Genomic DNA, 15,098 nt, shown 5'->3' on the forward strand with positions numbered 1-15,098 from the left:
TGTACCGACGCAGCCGCGCCGGTCAGGCGACGCGCTGTTTCTCGCGAATCTCCTCGAGGGTCTTGCAGTCGATGCACAGCGTCGCCGTGGGCCGCGCCTCCAGTCGACGCAGCCCGATCTCGACGCCGCACTGCTCGCAGAAGCCGTAGTCATCCTTGCGGATCGCTTCCAGGGTCTGGTCGATCTTGCGGATGAGTTTACGCTCCCGGTCCCGGGTGCGGAGTTCCAGCGCGAACTCTTCTTCCTGAGTCGCACGGTCGGCCGGATCCGCATAGTTGGTGGCATCATCGCGCATGTGGTGCACGGTCCGCTCCACCTCTTCCTGGAGCTGCCGCTTCCACGCCAGGAGCAGTTGCCGGAAGTGCTCCAGCTGCCCGGTGCTCATGTACTCCTCACCGTCCTGCTCCTGGTACGGCGCAATGTCCTCAACCGGCATTCTGTTCTTGTCGTTCATCGCTGACTACCTCCATCGTTCATGCCCCGCCCGGGGCATCCCGATCTACTCATCCCTGCCAGGACATCGGGACCGGGGCTGCGATCACGCACACCCCATCATCATTTCCGACCGGGATTCCCGGCCGCCCGCGCCGACCGGCCTTGCTGTCTTTATATCAGCGCGGCTGGAACGGCGCAAAACCCGTTCACTCATTCCGTACGCTCCGGGAGAGCGCCCTGCAGACGCTCCGCCATGTCACGGACCGCCTGCTCGGTGGTTTCCCAGTCGATGCATGCATCGGTGATGGAAACACCGTACTGCAGGTCGGAGACATCATCGGTGAGCTTCTGGTTCCCCCAGTTGATGTTGCTCTCGACCATCATGCCAACGAGAGACCGGTTGCCTTCCGTGATCTGATTCACGAGATTATCAAGAACCAGCGTCTGCAGCGCAGGGTCCTTGTTGCTGTTGGCATGACTGCAGTCCACGACGATGTTCGGGGGCAGCCCGGCATCCGCAAGCGCTTTCTCGCACAGCGCAACGCTGACGGAGTCGTAATTGGGCTTGCCGCCACCGCCACGCAGCACCAGGTGGCCGTAGCGGTTGCCACGGGTGCGCACGATGGAGCACTGCCCCTGGTAGTTGATCCCCAGGAAACTGTGCGGGTTGGCAACGGAGTGCAGGGCATTGATGGCCGTGGTGAGATTGCCGTCGGTGCCGTTCTTGAACCCGACCGGCGTCGACAGGCCGCTGGCCATTTCCCGGTGGGTCTGCGACTCGGTGGTGCGTGCGCCGATGGCGGTCCAGGTGATCAGATCCGAGATGTACTGCGGCGTAATGGGGTCCAGCGCTTCCGTGGCGGTCGGCAACCCCATCTCGGCGAACTCCAGCAGCAGCGCACGGGCGTTGTGCAGGCCTTCATCAATGCGGAACGAGTCGTCCATGTGCGGGTCGTTGATGAACCCCTTCCAGCCGACGGTGGTGCGCGGCTTCTCGAAGTAGACCCGCATGACGATGAAGATGGTGTCCTTGACCTCGTCGGCCAGGGCTTTCAGGCGACGGGCGTAGTCCCGCGCGGCCTCGACGTCGTGGATGGAGCACGGCCCGATCACCATGAAGATGCGCGGGTCCTTGCGATCGAGGATCTCCTCCACGCACTTGCGCCCGACGATGACCGTATCCCGGGCGGATTCGGTCAGAGGCAGGTGGCGGTGCACCTCTTCGGGGGTGGGCAGAAGCTCCTGAGAGACGACGTTGACGTCGTCGACGGAGCCATTGACGGCAACTGGATCGACCATAGGGGTTCACCTGAATTCCAAAGGCGTTACGGAACCCGGTATGGTAGCGAGCCGTGACGGGATTGGCTACGTGTCGCCATGATTCGATCAACACGCCGCCCGCTGGGCGACCTGGAGCTCGGCCCGGACCTCGCCGTCGACCACATCCACGACCACGCCCCGCGCATCCGCCCGCCCGGGCAGCTCGAACAGCACGTCCAGCATCACCCGCTCCACTTCACCGCGCAGCCCCCGCGCACCGGTCGCCCTGGCAATCGCGTTCGATGCCAGCTGGTCCTGTGCCCGCGCCGTGACCTCCAGCGCGCAGCCCTCGTCGGCCACCAGTGCCGCCATCTGCCGCAGCGGCGCATCCGGCGGCTCCACAAGCAGGCGGCGCATGGCCGGGATGTCCACTGCATCCAGCGCCGCATGAATGGGAAACCGCCCGACGAGCTCGGGAATCAGCCCCTGCCGCAACAGCCACTGCGCCGGGTCGTCGGCCACGCCAGGCGCCGACGGCCTGACGAACCCCGGCGCCGGAGCGGCCGTTTCCACCGCCTGGGTGAATGCGCCTCCGGCGACGAACAGTACGTCCCGGGTATGCATGCTGAGGCGCCCTCCGCGCGGCCCGGTCACCGGAATCCGGCGCCCCTCGAGCAACTGCAGCAGCGCCTGCTGCACGGCCACACCGTTGCCGTCCGCATCGGCCCCGCCAAGCTTGTCCACCTCGTCGATGTAGACGATACCGCGCGCGGCACAGGCCGGGTCCCAGTCGCAGTCGCGCAGCAGCCCCTGTGCGATGGCCTCGACCCCTTCCCCGACATGGCCCGCGGGCGTGAGCGTGGTGGCGTCCACCACCGTGAACGGCACATCCAGGCGATGGGCCAGGGTTCGCAGCAAGTGGGTCTTGCCGCTGCCGGTCGGCCCCGACAGCAGCACGTTGGCCTTGCCCGGAACCACCCCGGCGTCGTGCATGCCGCGCAGGGCCAGCCGCTTGTAATGATTGTGGACCTGGACCGCAAGCACACGCTTTGCCTGCTCCTGGCCCACCACGCGCTCGTCCAGCCACCCGTGGATCCGGGCCGGTGTGGGCAGATTGCGGATCCGGTCGCGTAACCAGGCCTGCCGCTGCTCCTGCACCTCATCGTGCAGCACCGCCGCACAGTCGCCGCACATTGCCGCGTCATGGCCCGCCACCAGCTCATCGACCTGCTCGGCCCCGCGCCGGCAGAATGCGCAGATCGCGTAACTGGACTCCCCCTCGACGGGGTGAAATGCGGACAGATCCATGGACCCGGCTCCCTGTTGCCTTACCCTCTTGAACGGCACCAGGCGCCGATTCTTGAGCCCATCCGCCGCGCGCGCCCGCCTGCCGCGCTTCATGCTCGTGTTGCCACCCGCCCCCGCGCTATCATGCCCCATGGCGCCGCCGGCACAGGCGCGGGGGCAACCGCACAACCGACACACGCTGATCGCTGCGAGGCAAGACCATGGCCGTCGACCGTAAACTGCTGGACATTCTCTGCTGTCCGGTCACCAAGATCCCGCTCGAGCCGCTCTCCCGCGACCGGCTTGACGCCCTGAACGCCGCCATCGAGGACGGGCGGGCGCAATACCAGGACGGCACGGCCGTGAACGGTCCGGTGACCGAGGCACTGATCACCGAGAACGGCGAGCGGATCTACCTGGTGGAGGACGGCATCCCCGTGCTGCTGGAGGAACGGGCGCTCACCGCGCGCGGGCTCGGCTGGATCTGACCCGTGGACCGCACGCCGGCCAGCCTGCTCCGCGCGGCACGCCAGCAACTGGACGGCCGCGAGGCCGACTGGTTGCTCATGCATGTCACGGGCCTGTCCGGCGCCCGGCTCCAGCTCGCCGCCGACGAACCGCTGGACGCGAGCACGGCCACCGCCTTCCGGGACCTCGTCTCGCAGCGCCGCGGCGGCACCCCCCTCGCTTACCTCATCGGCACACAACCGTTCCGGTCGCTGGAGCTGACCGTCGATCCCCGCGTACTGATCCCGCGCCCCGAGACGGAGGAGCTGGTCGAGCGCGCCCTGACGCTGGTTCCGGCCAACGGCCCGGCCTCCGTGGCTGATCTGGGGACCGGCAGCGGCGCCATCGCCCTGGCCCTGAAATCGGAACGGCCCGGGTGGCGCGTCACCGCGGTGGAGGCGAGCGCCGACGCCCTGGCCGTCGCACGGGCGAATGCCGACCGGCTCGGCCTGGACGTGGACTGGCGCCACGGATGCTGGTTCACGCCGCTGTCCGGGCAGACGTTTGATCTGATCGTGAGCAACCCGCCCTACGTCGCCGACGACGATCCGGACCTGGAGGCGGACGTCGCCACCCATGAACCGGCGGGCGCGCTGCTTGCGGGGGCCGACGGACTGGATGCGATCCGCTGCATCGTCGCGGCGGCGCCGGCCCACCTGACCGACACGGGCTGGCTGTTGCTGGAACATGGCCACCGCCAGGGCGAGGCCGTCCGCGCGATCCTGTCGGCAGCCGGCTTCAGCGCCGTTCGCACCCATCGCGACCAGCAGGGCCTGGAGCGCTGCACCGAAGGCTGTCTGCGAGGAGACGAGGACCATGGATGACGCGGGCCTGCTGCGTTACAGCCGCCAGATCATGCTGCCCGACGTGGACATGGCGGGCCAGGAGGCGCTGTCCCGGTCCAGGGTCCTGATCGTCGGGCTGGGCGGCCTCGGCTCCCCCGCCGCACTCTACCTCGCCGCTGCCGGCATCGGCACGCTGGTCCTTGCAGACGACGATCATGTGGATCTCACCAACCTGCAGCGGCAGATCCTCCACGGCACGGCGGATGTCGACCGCCCGAAGACGGCGTCGGCGCGGGACCGGCTGCACGCCCTGAACCCCGAGCCGCGAATCGAGCTGATCAATGATCGCCTGCAAGGCGACCTGTTGCATGAGGCGGCGGCCGCCGCCGATGTGGTGCTCGACGGCACCGACAACTTCGACACCCGGTTCGCGGTCAATGCCGCGTGCGTGGCCACGGGCACACCGCTGATCTCCGGCGCGGCAATCCGCCTGGAGGGGCAGCTCGGGGTATTCCGGCCGGACCTGGACGACGGCCCGTGCTACGCCTGCCTGTTCCCGCCGGACGCCGACACGCCGCACGAGACCTGCAGCGAGACGGGGGTGCTCGGGCCGGTGGTCGGTGTTGTCGGCAGCCTGCAGGCCACCGAAGCGATCCGGCTCATTACCGGTTTCGGCACTCCGGCCACGGGCCGGTTCACGCTCTGGGACGCGCGCTCGGGCGAATGGCGGAGTTTTACGGTGGCGCGGGACCCCGCGTGCCAGGTCTGCGGCACACGGGGGTGATCGCTCAGTGCTGGGTGTCGTCGGGCGGTGCGATACCGCCATCGCTGAACAACTGCTCCACGTCCACCGAATCAAAGCGGTAGGTGTGGCCGCAGAATTCGCAGGTGGCCTCGATCTCCCCCTGCTCGGCGACGATGCTCCGGGCCTCGTCGTAGCCGAACCCCTGAAGCAGCCCCGCCAGCCGTTCCCGGGAGCAATGGCAGTTGAAGCGCACGCGGCCGGGCTCGAACAGCCGGATATCCTCCTCGTGGAACAGCCGGCCGATAATCTCCCGCGGCCCCAGCTCCAGCAGCTCCTGCTCGGTGATGGTGGCGGCCAGGTGCTCGGCGCGGTTCCAGGCGTCCGCATCCTCACCGGCATCATCGGGCAGGCGCTGCATGAGCAGGCCGGCGGCCTGACTCCCGTCACAGGCGAGCCACACCCGCGTGGGTAGCTGCTCCGACTGCGAGAAGTAGCTCTCCACCGCCTCGCTCAGGCGCTCCGTCTCCAGGGGCACAATGCCCTGATAACGGTCGTCGGTGTCGTCCGGGTCAATGGTGATGGCCAGGTAACCCTGCTCACACAGGGCATTCAGCGGGGTGTCGCGCCCGGGGGCATCCACCCCCTCCGCCAGCCGCGCGATGCCGCGCAGGTCCTGCTCGTGGGAGGCGCTGGCCACCAGCATGGGCAGTGCGCCCTGTCCCTGCAGCTGCAGGATCAGCGAGCCCTTGAACTTGAGAATGGACGACAGCAGCCCCGACGCCGCCAGCGCCTCGCCCAGCAGACGGGTCACCGCATCGGGATACTGCCGCCGCGCCAGCACGTCCTGGAACGTCCGATCCAGGTGGATGAGCTCGCCACGCACGTTGGCGTGCTCGAACACGAACCGGTGTAACTGATCCGGGGTAGCGCTCATGCCTCAGCCATCCAGCTTCTTCTTGAGCAGGTCATTGACCTGTCCCGGGTTGGCCTTGCCCTTGGAGGCCTTCATCACCTGGCCCACGAAGAACCCGAGCAGCTTGTCCTTGCCGCCCTTGTACTGCGCCACCTGATCCGGGTTGGCGGCGATCACCTCGTCGATCATGGCCTCGATGGCACCGGTGTCGGTGACCTGCTTCAGACCATGCGCCTCGATGACCGTATCGGCGTCGCCCTCGCCGTTCCACATGGCCTCGAAGACCTGCTTGGCGATCTTGCCGGAGATGGTTTCGTCGGTGATGCGCTGAAGCATGCCGCCAAGCATGGCGGGCGACACGGGGCTCTCGGTGATGTCCAGGCCGGCCTTGTTGAGCGCGCCCGAGAGCTCGCCCATGACCCAGTTCGCCGCCAGCTTGCCCTCGCCGCCCGCGGCATCGGCCACGGCCTCGAAATAGTCGGCCAGCTCGCGGCTGGCGGTGAGCACGGAGGCATCGTAGGCGGTCAGCCCGTACTGCTCCATGAACCGCTGCTTCTTGGCGTCGGGCAGCTCCGGCAACTCGCTGCGGGCCTCGTCCACCAGGGCATCGTCCACCTCCAGCGGCAGCAGGTCCGGGTCGGGGAAGTAGCGATAATCGTTGGCCTCTTCCTTGGTGCGCATGGAGCGCGTCTCACCCTTGACCGCGTCGAACAGGCGCGTCTCCTGCACCACTTCGCCGCCGGACTCGATCAGGTCGATCTGGCGCTCGACCTCGTGGTCGATGGCCTGCTGCACGAAGCGGAAGGAGTTGACGTTCTTGATCTCGGCGCGGGTACCGAATGCGCTGCTGCCCCTGGGCCGCACGGAGACATTGGCGTCACAACGGAACGAGCCTTCCTGCATGTTGCCGTCGCAGATGCCCAGGTAGCGCACCAGCGAGTGCAGCTTCTTCATGTAGGCCACGGCTTCTTCCGAGGAGCGGATATCCGGCTCGGAGACGATCTCCAGCAGCGGCGTGCCGGCGCGGTTCAGGTCGATGCCGGTCACCCCCTCGAAGCCCTCGTGCAGGGACTTGCCGGCGTCTTCCTCCAGGTGCGCACGGGTGACGCCGATACGCTTGGTGGTGCCGTCTTCCAGCTCGATGTGGAGCTCGCCGTCATGGACGATCGGCAGCTCGTACTGGCTGATCTGGTAGCCCTTGGGCAGATCGGGGTAGAAGTAGTTCTTGCGCGCGAACACCGACCGCGGCGCAACGGTGCAGCCGGTGGCCAGCCCCAGCTTCACCGCCATTTTCACCGCGCCCTTGTTCAGCACCGGCAGCACCCCCGGCAGCCCCAGGTCCACGGCGCAGGCCTGGGTGTTGGGCTCGGCGCCGTAGGCGGTGGAGGCGCCGGAGAAGATCTTGCTGCGGGTAGCGAGCTGGGCATGGATCTCCAGCCCGATGACCGTTTCCCATTCCATCGTCGTCAAACCCTCTTACGCGAACGCCTCGGGAGCGCGGGTGTGCCAGTCGGTGACCTGCTGGTACCGATGGGCGGCGTTCAGCAGCCGGCCCTCGTCGAAGTAGTTGCCGATGAGCTGCAGCCCCACGGGCCGGCCATGGCTGAAGCCGGCCGGCACGGAAATGCCCGGCAGCCCGGCCAGGTTCACCGCGATGGTGTAGATGTCCGACAGGTACATCTTCACCGGGTCGTCGGCGCGCTCGCCGATGTTGAACGCCACCGTGGGCGAGGTGGGCCCCAGGATCAGGTCCACCTCGTCGAAGGCGCGCATGAAATCGTCCTTGATCAGCCGGCGCATCTTCTGCGCCTTGAGGTAGTAGGCGTCAAAGTAGCCGGCGGACAGGGCGTAGGTGCCGACCATGATGCGGCGCTTCACCTCGGGGCCGAAGCCCTCACCGCGGGAGCGCTTGTAGAGGTCTTCCAGGTCCTGTGGTGCTTCGCAGCGGTACCCGAAGCGCACGCCGTCGAAGCGCGACAGGTTCGAGGAACACTCGGCCGGCGCGATCACGTAATAGGCCGGCACCGCCAGCTCGGTGTTGGCCAGGCTGATCTCGCGGAACTCGACGCCCAGCTTGCGGTACTCGGCGATGGCTTCGTCGATGACGCGGGCCACGTCGCCGTCCAGGCCGTCACCGAAATACTCCTTCGGCAGGCCGACCTTCAGGCCGGTCAGATCCCCGTTCAACGCCTCACTGTATCGCGGCACCGGGCTTTCCACGGACGTGGAGTCGCGTGTATCGAAACCGGCCATGGCCTCCAGCAGCAGGGCGCAGTCCTCGGCGGTGCGCGCCATGGGCCCGCCCTGATCCAGGCTGGAGGCGAAGGCGATCATGCCGTAGCGGGACACCCGCCCGTAGGTGGGCTTGAGGCCGGTAATGCCACACAGGGCTGCCGGCTGGCGGATGGAGCCACCGGTGTCGGTACCGGTGGCCGCCGGCACCAGCCCCGCGGCCACGGCGGCGGCGGACCCGCCCGAGGAGCCGCCGGGCACGGCCGCCGTATCCCAGGGATTCTTCACCGGGCCGTAGAAGCTGGTCTCGTTGGACGACCCCATGGCGAATTCGTCCATGTTGGTCTTGCCCAGGCAGACCAGCCCGGCGTCGTTGAACCGCTCCACCACGTGGGCGTCGTACGGCGCCTCGAAGTTGTCCAGCATGCGCGAGCCGCAACTGGTGCGCACGCCGCGGGTGCAGAAGATGTCCTTGTGCGCCATGGGCACGCCGGTCAGTGGCCCGGCGTCACCGGCCTGGCGGCGCTGGTCGGCGGCACGGGCGGCAGCCAGCGCCTGCTCGTCGGTCACGGTGACGAAGGCGTTGAGCTCGGCACCGGCGCCGCGGATACGCGCCAGGCGGTCACGGGTCAGCTCTTCGCTGGAGTAGTCGCCGGCCTTCAGGCCGGCTGCCAGTTCGGCAACAGTCTTGCTCGTTTCGGACACGATGACGGCCCCGTAGTCGGTGGGAGATTATTCGATCACGCGCGGCACCAGATACAGGCCTGCTTCCACCTGCGGTGCAACGGCCTGGAACTGCTCGCGCTGATTCTCTTCCGTGACCGCATCCTCGCGGAGGCGCTGCGGCATCTCCAGCGGGTGGGCCAGCGGCTCCACGCTGTCGGTCTCCATGGCGTTCATGGCTTCCACGAAAGAGAGAATGTCGGAGAGATTGCGCGCATACTCCGGCAGATCGGCCTCATCGACCTGCAGCCGGGCCAGATGCGCGATCTCGTTGACCTGCTCATTGCTCAGGGACATGGCTTCCTCGAAGCGGTTTTCGGGAAAACCGGAATTGTCGGCCAATCGCCGCCCGATCGCAAACGTGAACACGTCCACAAACGCCGAAATCCGCGGGTTTCGGGCCACCTGTCGGCTTGCCGCCGCCTGGGCACACTGATAGATTAGCGGCCTTCTTGCGCTTGACATCGCGGGGATTTCGCGGCCTGTGAAGAAACACGGCCGGACAGCAACGAAATTCCGACGCGAATCGGGCGTTTTCATCGGGACAGGATACCGGGACCCAGCAATGTTCAAGGGCGTTCGTGGACTCTTCTCTAATGACCTCTCCATCGACCTCGGCACGGCGAACACGCTGATTTACCTGCGTGGCCAGGGCATCGTGCTCAACGAGCCGTCGGTGGTTGCCATCCGTCAGGATCGTGACGGCGGCCCCAAGAGCATCGCCGCCGTGGGCATCGAGGCGAAGCACATGCTCGGGCGCACGCCGGGCAACATCCGCGCCATCCGGCCCCTGAAGGACGGTGTCATCGCCGATTTCACGGTGACCGAGAAGATGCTCCAGCACTTCATCAAGAAGGTGCATGAGGCGCGCTTCTTCAAGCCCAGCCCGCGGGTGCTGGTCTGCGTGCCCTGCGGCTCGACCCAGGTTGAGCGCCGCGCCATCAAGGAATCGGCCGTGGGTGCCGGCGCCCGGGAGACCTATCTCATCGAGGAACCGCGGGCGGCCGCCATCGGCGCCAACATGCCGGTGGACGAAGCGCGCGGCTCCATGGTGCTCGACATCGGTGGCGGCACATCCGAAGTGGCGGTGCTGTCCCTGAACGGCATCGTGTACTCCGCATCCGTGCGGATCGGTGGTGACCGCTTCGACGAGGCGATCATCAACTACGTGCGCCGCAACTACGGCATTCTCATCGGTGAATCCACCGCCGAGCGGATCAAGCACGAGATCGGTACCGCCTTCCCCGGCACCGAAGTGCGCGAGATCGACGTCAAGGGCCGCAACCTGGCCCAGGGCGTGCCGCGCAGCTTCACCATGAACAGCAACGAGATCCTGGAAGCCCTGCAGGAGCCCCTGTCCGGCATCGTCGGCGCCGTGAAGACGGCGCTGGAACAGACGCCCCCGGAGCTGGGGGCGGACGTCGCCGATCGCGGCATCGTGATCACCGGTGGCGGGGCATTGCTGCGTAACCTGGATCGGCTCATTATGGAAGAAACCGGGCTGCCGGTCGTGGTCGCGGACGATCCGCTGACCTGTGTGGCCCGGGGCGGCGGCCGTGCGCTGGAACTCATGGATGAACAGGGCCTGGACCTGTTCACCGTCGAGTAACCGGCTGCCGCGCCAACGGCCCGAGAGACGACTGCCGGAGCGCTCGACCTCGTACTAGTGAACTGATTCACGGACGATTTCCTCGTGACAGTGCGAATCTGTTGGCACTGGCCGGTCGGCGGCAGAAGCCGTCTCGGGTGCGGGTGTATGACAGCTTCTACTGACGGACGGGCAGCACCATCAAACCACTATTCGCTCAGGGCCCATCGGCGACGACGCGACTGATCCTGCTGGTATTGCTCTCAGCCGGATTGATGTCGCTCGACCACCGTCAGCACCTGACGGAACCCGTCCGTTCGGCCATCCAGACCACGGTCCACCCCTTCCACTACGCCGTCAATGTGCCATTCGACCTGTTCAGCTTCGCGTCAGAGCGGCTTGCAAGCCGCTCCGCGCTGATCGAGGAGAACGCCCGACTGCGTGACCAGCAACTGCTCAACGAAGCGCGCCTGCAGCGGCTGGACCAGCTCGAGCGCGAGAACATCCGGCTGCAGGGGCTGCTCGGTTCGGCTTACGAGGTGGAGGAGTCGGTTCTCATTGCCGAACTCATGCGGGTGGATCTCGACCCCTACCGGCACCTGCTCCGGGTGGACAAGGGCACCCGGAGCGGCGCCCGTACCGGGCAGGCAGTCATCGATGCCAACGGCATCATGGGCCAGGTGGACAGTGTCAGCCGCTCCAGCGCCGTCGTGCGCCTGATTACCGATCCGAGCCATGCCATTCCGGTGGAGGTGAACCGGAACGGCCTGCGGTCCATCGCCGTGGGCAGCGGCAACCTCCAGGAGCTGGATCTGCCCCATTTGCCCAACAACGCCGACATCGAGGAAGGCGATCTGCTGATCACCTCCGGCCTTGCCGGGCGGTTCCCGCGCGGCTACCCGGTGGCCGAGGTCACGGAAGTGGAGCGGCAGCCCGGCGAAGCCTTCGCCCGGGTGACCGCCCGCCCGCTGGCCCAGCTGGACCGCAGCCGTGAGATGCTGCTGGTGCGCACGCGTGAGCGCCAGGACCCGGACGAGGACCTGGATCCGCTGGATGACCTGGACCAACTGGAGGAACTCCAGGAACTCGAGGATCTGGCTCGGGAGGAGGCGCGCTGATGGCGTTCGCAGGCCGGCAGGGCGGTGGCGTGATTTTCGTCAGCATCATCGTGGCCTATGCGCTCACGATCATGCCGCTGCCGGAATGGGCACAGCCCGCCCGGCCGGCGTGGGCGGCCCTGGTGCTGATCTACTGGTGCATGGCAGTGCCACACCGGGTGGGCGTGGTGTTCGCCTGGCTGGTCGGCCTGGGACAGGATGCCCTGCAGGCCACCCTGCTGGGTCAGCACGCCCTCGCCTATGCCCTGATGGCGTACCTGGTCCTGCATCTGCACCAGCGCATCCGCGTCTACCCGCTGCCGCAGCAGGCCGCCATCGTGCTCCTTCTGCTGCTGCTGGTGCACGTGGTGCAGGCCTGGATCAGCGGCCTGGTCGACCGCCCCGCGCCGGGGCTCGTGTACTGGCTGCCGCCGCTGGTGGGCACGCTGCTGTGGCCCTGGGTGTTTGTCGTCATGCGCGGCGTGCGGCGCCGCTTCAGTGTGCAGTAATCATGGCCAGCAACGGAAACGGCGACCAGAACCAGCTTCACGACAAGGGTCAGGAGAAGCGCCAGTTCACCCGGCGGTCGTTCATCGCCGGCGCCGGGGTGCTCATCCTCATGGGCCTGATCGGTGGACGCATGGGGCAGCTGCAGGTCGCAGGCCACCAGCGCTACGCGACCCTCTCCCAGGCCAATCGCGTCAAGCTCGTCCCCATTCCGCCCAACCGGGGGCTCATCTACGACCGCAATGGCGTACTGCTGGCGGAGAACCGCCCCAACTTCCAGCTGCTGGTCACCCCGGAACAGGTCCAGGACATGGAGGAGATGCTCGGGCGCCTGCGCCAGACCATCGACGTCTCCGACACGGAAATCGACCGCTTCCGCCAGCTCCGCGGGCGATCCCGCAACTTCGAGGCGCTGCCGCTCAAGGTCCGCCTCACGGAAAGGGAGGTGGCAGCCTTCGCTGCCAACCGGCACCGCTTCCCCGGCGTCGAGGTGGAGGCGCGACTCAGCCGGCATTACCCGCACGGTGAGCACGCCGCTCACGCCATCGGCTATGTCGGCCGCATCAACGAGCGCGAGCTGGCGCGTGTCGATTCCAGACGCTACGGGGGCAGCAGCCACATCGGCAAGAGTGGCACCGAGCTTCAGTTCGAGGAGCGGCTGCACGGCCACGCCGGCCTGGAGCGCGTGGAGACCAACGCCCTGGGCCGCGTCATCAAGCCCCTGGGCAGGCGCGCGCCCGACCCGGGCGACGACATGGTCCTGACACTGGACTCGCACCTGCAGCGCGCCGCCGAAGAGGCCCTGGGCGAGGAGTCCGGCTCGGTGGTGGTGATGGACGTGCGCAACAGCGACGTTCTGGCCCTGGTCAGCCAGCCATCGTTCGACCCCAACATCTTCGTCAACGGTGTGGACCGTGCGACCTATGCCGCGCTGCAGGAAGACCCGGACCGGCCGCTGTTCAACCGCGCCGTGCGCGGTCAGTATCCGCCCGGCTCCACGATCAAGCCGTTCGTCGGCCTTGCCGGTCTGGAAGCCGGGATCTTCGACCCCGACGACACGATATTCTGCCCCGGCCATTACTCCATCGACGCTGTCGACCACCGCTGGCGCTGCTGGCGCCGGCAGGGTCACGGCGAGATGGACTTCGCCGATGCCATGAGCCAGTCCTGCGACGTGTACTACTACAAGCTGGGCTATGACCTCGGCATCGACAGGATGTCCGCGTTCCTGGAGCGGTTCGGCTTCGGCAAGCGCACCGGCGCAGGCATCCCGGGCGAGCGCACGGGCATTCTGCCGTCACGGGAGTGGAAGCGCGCCGCCCGCGGAGAGGGCTGGTTCCACGGGGAGACCATCATCACCTCCATCGGTCAGGGCTACTTCCTGAGCACACCACTGCAACTCGCCCACGCCATGACCGTTCTCGCCAACCGGGGTCATGCCGCACCGCCACGGGTTCTGCGCGCGGTCCACAGCGCGAGCACCGGCGAGACCTACGAGACCGAGATCCCGGAGCGGGAGCAGTTCATCGCGCTGGCGCGGGAAGAGCTCTGGGATGTGGTGCACGAGTCGCTGGTGGACGTGGTGCATTCCAGCCGCGGCACCGGACGCGGCATCGGCACCAACATCAACTACCGGATTGCCGGCAAGACGGGTACGTCCCAGGTCTTCAGCCTCGGCCAGGATCAGGAGTACGACGAAGAGGAGGTTCAGCGGCGGCTGCGCAACCACGCCCTGTTCACTGCCTATGCCCCGGCTGATGATCCGCGCATCGCCGTCAGCGTGCTGGTGGAGCACGGCGGTGGCGGCGGCGCAGTAGCGGCTCCCGTGGCGCGCAGGGTCATCGACGCCTACCTTCGCAACGCAGCATCGGAGGCCGACGATGTCTGAACTGGCGAGCCAGGTCAGTACACGGGGCAGGCAGTCCATCATGCAGCGCTTCCTGCATCTCGATGTGCCGCTGGTCACCGCGCTGCTGCTGCTGTCCCTCGCCGGCCTGGCAACGCTGTACAGCGCCACGAACCAGTCCATGGATGCGGTGCATAACCAGCTCATCCGCATGACCCTGGCGTTCACCGCCATGGTGGTGATGGCCCAGGTCCCGCTGAACACCCTGCGGCGCTGGACGCCCTGGGTGTTTCTCGGTGGCCTGGTGATGCTGGTACTCGTGCTACTGATCGGCACAACCGGCCAGGGCGCTCAGCGCTGGCTGAACCTCGGCCTGTTCCGCTTCCAGCCTGCGGAGCTCATGAAACTGGCGATCCCCATGGCGGTGGCCTGGTACCTGAGCATGCGGGCGCTACCGCCGACGCTGCCGCAGGTGCTGCTGGCCACCGTTGCCATTGTTGTGCCGACCGCGCTGATCGTGCTGCAGCCCGACCTGGGGACGTCGCTGCTGGTGAGCGCCTCGGGGTTCTTCGTCCTGTTTCTCGCCGGACTGCGCTGGCGGCTCATGCTCACAGTGCTCGTGGCCATCGTGGCACTGGTGCCAGTGTTCTGGATGTTCCTGATGCGGGAGTACCAGAAACAGCGGGTGCTGACCCTCTTCGACCCGGAGCGCGACCCCCTGGGCACCGGCTACCACATCATCCAGTCCACCATTGCCATCGGTTCCGGGGGAATCTATGGGCGCGGCTGGCTCAACGGCACCCAGTCCCAGCTCGAGTTTCTGCCCGAGCGCCATACCGACTTCATCTTTGCGGTGTTCGCCGAGGAGTTCGGCCTGCTGGGCGTGGCGCTGCTGCTGGCGCTGTACCTGTTCATCATCGGCCGCGGCATGTACATCGCCATCAATGCCCAGGACACCTTCAGTCGGTTGGTGGCGGGGAGCCTGACCCTGACCTTCTTCGTCTACGTGTTCGTCAACATGGGCATGGTCTCCGGCCTGATGCCCGTGGTGGGCCTGCCCCTGCCGCTGGTATCCTACGGCGGCACATCCATGGTGACGATGATGGCCGGCTTCGGTATTCTCATGTCGATACACACCCACCGGAAGATGTGGGCGTCCTGAGCGGGGGCATT

Annotated in this window: 15 protein-coding genes; 8 read left to right on the plus strand and 7 right to left on the minus strand. The window is 67.1% G+C overall.

Annotated elements, in window-relative coordinates:
* Positions 1–22: 22 nt before the first annotated feature.
* The 3 genes from dksA to BMZ02_RS16590 form a co-directional block, all read right to left on the minus strand.
* A complete protein-coding gene (gene dksA / locus BMZ02_RS16580; RefSeq protein WP_091645903.1) occupies positions 23–454 on the minus strand; it encodes an RNA polymerase-binding protein DksA in 432 nt (143 codons plus the stop codon).
* Between the two features lie 191 nt (positions 455–645).
* Entirely contained in the window at positions 646–1,734 is a 1,089-nt protein-coding gene (locus tag BMZ02_RS16585; RefSeq protein WP_091645905.1) for a 3-deoxy-7-phosphoheptulonate synthase, read from the minus strand.
* An 87-nt stretch (positions 1,735–1,821) separates the two neighbouring features.
* Entirely contained in the window at positions 1,822–3,003 is a 1,182-nt protein-coding gene (locus tag BMZ02_RS16590) for an AAA family ATPase (protein WP_171909967.1), read from the minus strand.
* A 200-nt stretch (positions 3,004–3,203) separates the two neighbouring features.
* Here BMZ02_RS16590 and BMZ02_RS16595 point away from each other — a divergent pair, with 200 nt between their 5' ends.
* From BMZ02_RS16595 to BMZ02_RS16605, 3 genes are read left to right on the plus strand one after another with little or no spacing between them, the layout of a single operon-like run.
* Positions 3,204–3,470, plus strand: a complete 267-nt coding sequence (locus BMZ02_RS16595) for a Trm112 family protein (RefSeq protein ID WP_091645909.1) — start codon at positions 3,204–3,206, stop codon at positions 3,468–3,470.
* A gap of 3 nt (positions 3,471–3,473) precedes the next feature.
* Positions 3,474–4,313, plus strand: coding sequence for a peptide chain release factor N(5)-glutamine methyltransferase (gene prmC, locus BMZ02_RS16600; protein ID WP_091645911.1), 840 nt, complete (start codon positions 3,474–3,476; stop codon positions 4,311–4,313).
* Entirely contained in the window at positions 4,306–5,058 is a 753-nt protein-coding gene (locus BMZ02_RS16605; RefSeq protein ID WP_091645913.1) for a HesA/MoeB/ThiF family protein, read from the plus strand. The genes prmC and BMZ02_RS16605 overlap by 8 nt, the downstream gene beginning before the upstream one ends.
* Positions 5,059–5,062: 4 nt before the next feature.
* Here the strand turns inward: BMZ02_RS16605 and hslO are convergent, their stop codons facing one another.
* Genes hslO through gatC form a run of 4 tightly spaced genes read right to left on the minus strand, consistent with a single transcriptional unit; the run spans position 5,063 to position 9,184 of the window.
* Entirely contained in the window at positions 5,063–5,953 is an 891-nt protein-coding gene (gene hslO / locus BMZ02_RS16610) for an Hsp33 family molecular chaperone HslO (protein WP_091645915.1), read from the minus strand.
* A 3-nt stretch (positions 5,954–5,956) separates the two neighbouring features.
* A complete protein-coding gene (gene gatB, locus BMZ02_RS16615; RefSeq protein WP_091645916.1) occupies positions 5,957–7,393 on the minus strand; it encodes an Asp-tRNA(Asn)/Glu-tRNA(Gln) amidotransferase subunit GatB in 1,437 nt (478 codons plus the stop codon).
* Positions 7,394–7,408: 15 nt separating this feature from the next.
* Entirely contained in the window at positions 7,409–8,869 is a 1,461-nt protein-coding gene (gatA, locus tag BMZ02_RS16620; protein ID WP_091645918.1) for an Asp-tRNA(Asn)/Glu-tRNA(Gln) amidotransferase subunit GatA, read from the minus strand.
* 27 nt (positions 8,870–8,896) lie between these two features.
* Positions 8,897–9,184 (minus strand): Asp-tRNA(Asn)/Glu-tRNA(Gln) amidotransferase subunit GatC, encoded by a 288-nt coding sequence (gene gatC / locus BMZ02_RS16625; protein WP_091645966.1) that lies wholly within the window; start codon positions 9,182–9,184, stop codon positions 8,897–8,899.
* Positions 9,185–9,452: 268 nt separating this feature from the next.
* Between gatC and BMZ02_RS16630 the strand changes: the two genes are divergently transcribed.
* From BMZ02_RS16630 to rodA, 5 genes are all read left to right on the plus strand, one after another.
* On the plus strand, positions 9,453–10,496 hold the full coding sequence (locus tag BMZ02_RS16630; RefSeq protein WP_091645919.1) for a rod shape-determining protein: 1,044 nt from the start codon (positions 9,453–9,455) through the stop codon (positions 10,494–10,496).
* Positions 10,497–10,675: 179 nt separating this feature from the next.
* On the plus strand, positions 10,676–11,593 hold the full coding sequence (gene mreC, locus BMZ02_RS16635; protein WP_091645921.1) for a rod shape-determining protein MreC: 918 nt from the start codon (positions 10,676–10,678) through the stop codon (positions 11,591–11,593).
* Positions 11,593–12,081, plus strand: coding sequence for a rod shape-determining protein MreD (mreD, locus tag BMZ02_RS16640; protein ID WP_091645923.1), 489 nt, complete (start codon positions 11,593–11,595; stop codon positions 12,079–12,081). The genes mreC and mreD overlap by 1 nt, the downstream gene beginning before the upstream one ends.
* A 2-nt stretch (positions 12,082–12,083) precedes the next feature.
* Positions 12,084–13,967, plus strand: coding sequence for a penicillin-binding protein 2 (gene mrdA / locus BMZ02_RS16645; protein ID WP_091645925.1), 1,884 nt, complete (start codon positions 12,084–12,086; stop codon positions 13,965–13,967).
* A complete protein-coding gene (gene rodA / locus BMZ02_RS16650) occupies positions 13,960–15,087 on the plus strand; it encodes a rod shape-determining protein RodA (RefSeq protein WP_091645927.1) in 1,128 nt (375 codons plus the stop codon). Before mrdA ends, rodA begins: the two co-directional genes overlap by 8 nt.
* Positions 15,088–15,098 lie beyond the last annotated feature (11 nt).

This window comes from Aquisalimonas asiatica, assembly GCF_900110585.1.
Classification (GTDB): Bacteria; Pseudomonadota; Gammaproteobacteria; order Nitrococcales; family Aquisalimonadaceae; genus Aquisalimonas; species Aquisalimonas asiatica.